This is a genomic window from Thiocapsa roseopersicina (assembly GCF_900106925.1).
Taxonomy (GTDB): domain Bacteria; phylum Pseudomonadota; class Gammaproteobacteria; order Chromatiales; family Chromatiaceae; genus Thiocapsa; species Thiocapsa roseopersicina.
Map to the genome: position 1 here is coordinate 1 of NZ_FNNZ01000077.1, position 1,615 is coordinate 1,615.

A 1,615-nucleotide genomic window follows, 5' to 3' on the forward strand; every position below is an offset into this window, starting at 1 on the left:
GTCGCTGCGCTCGCAGAAGGCCGCAATGGACGTAAAGCTCGATAGGCGCAGGGGCTGATTCAGGCGCTCGCCCGGCGCCAATTGCCCTTGCGCCGTGAGCTCCTGCTCCAGCATCCCGACGCCCCGCCCGGTGAGGGAGACCAGGCCATGACTGGCCGCCGCGAAGCGCTCCACGCTCAGGGTACCTTTGGCCAGCGGGTTGTCCGCGCTCATGACCAGCGCGAAGGTCAGGGGCGCGAGACGGAGCCTGTGGAGCTGGTCGGTGCCGGCGCTCGGTTGGAACGGCGACAGGACGAAGTGCACCTCGCCGCGCTCGAGTTGGCCGAAGTGCTCGCGCGGCTCGCTGTTCACTGCCAGCACCATACCGGGCGCGAGGCGGCGCATCCGCTCGAGCAGCGGCGGGAGGAACCATCCGATCTCCGGTTCGGGGCCATAGAAGCGGACCGTCTGCGTCGCGGTCGCCGGGTCGAAGGTCGGCCGGGACACGAGACGCTCGGCATCCTCGAGCCACTGCGTCAGATCCGGCAACAGGGCATCGGCGCGGGCACTGAGCTCGAGCCCCCGCGCCGTGCGCACCAGCAGCGGGTCGTCGAACAGCGCGCGCAACCGCTGCAGGGCGCGGCTGACGGCCGGCTGGCTCATGCCGAGCTGCTCGGCGGCCCGCGAGACGTGGCGGTCCTCGAGCAGCTGCCGCAGCACGACCAGCAGATTCAGGTTCAGGGTACGAAGATTCACTAATCGGATACCCGCTATCATCGATATGCATTGGACGCATGCATTCTCGCCGTTTAGCCTCTCCCCGTCGAATGGATCTGCCGCCGGATCGGCGGCCCTCAACCGGAGATGCCCACATGAGACTCGATTCACCCACACGCCTCGGCCCGAACACGCTCGCCCTGCATTGGATCGTCGCCGTCATGATGATCGCCCTGTTGGCCACGGGGCTCTACATGGCGCAGACGAGCACCTACGGCCTCTACCCCTGGCACAAGTCGTTCGGCGTCCTGATCGCCCTGTTCGTCGTGCTGCGCGTGGCCTGGCGCATCCGCAACGGCTGGCTCAAGCCCGTCGGCGACTACACATCCGTCGAGAAGTGGCTCTCGAAGCTCGTCCACTGGCTGCTCATCATCGGCACGGTGCTGATGCCGGTCTCGGGCTTCATGATGTCCGCCATGGGCGGACACGGCGTTTCCGTCTTCGGTGTCGAGCTGATCGCACACAACCCGGATCCGACCGATCCTCAGGAGGTCGTAGCCCTCAACGCGACCTTGGCCCGGGTTGGGCACCTGTTGCATGAGTGGGGCGGCTACCTGCTCATCGGCGCGGTTCTCCTACATGTCGTGGGCGCCCTCAAGCACCATCTGATCGATCGGGACGGTACCCTGCGGCGCATGCTCGGAGCCGAGGTGCGGGTGGCGCCCTGAGCGCCCGGATCCGACGGATGCGCACATTCCGGCGCCGACAGGTACAAACGCATGAGTAATCGAACGATTCCCGTCGACGAGCGGCTTTACGGGTACCTGCTCGAGCACTCCCTGCGCGAGAGCGATGTCAAGCGGCGCCTGCGCGAGCTCACGGCCTCCTTGGAGTGGAGCGGGATGCAGATCGCCCCGGA

General features: G+C 66.9%; 2 protein-coding genes and 1 pseudogene. 2 read left to right on the plus strand and 1 reads right to left on the minus strand.

The window, feature by feature from the left end; genetic code table 11:
• Positions 1 to 735 (minus strand): LysR family transcriptional regulator (locus BLV04_RS24195; protein ID WP_245732025.1); only part of this gene is annotated, 735 nt, incomplete at its 3' end.
• Positions 736 to 851: 116 nt separating this feature from the next.
• Here BLV04_RS24195 and BLV04_RS24200 point away from each other — a divergent pair.
• Both BLV04_RS24200 and BLV04_RS25835 read left to right on the plus strand, forming a co-directional pair.
• Complete coding sequence (locus BLV04_RS24200; protein ID WP_093038694.1) at positions 852 to 1,424, plus strand: cytochrome b; 573 nt, start codon at positions 852 to 854, stop codon at positions 1,422 to 1,424.
• A gap of 51 nt (positions 1,425 to 1,475) precedes the next feature.
• Positions 1,476 to 1,615, plus strand: a pseudogene (locus BLV04_RS25835) (SAM-dependent methyltransferase); the annotation flags it as partial.

Coding starts and splice junctions, on each gene's coding strand:
- BLV04_RS24200 (WP_093038694.1), top strand. CDS start 852: ATGAGACTCGATTCACCCACACGCCTCGGCCCGAACACGCTCGCCCTG.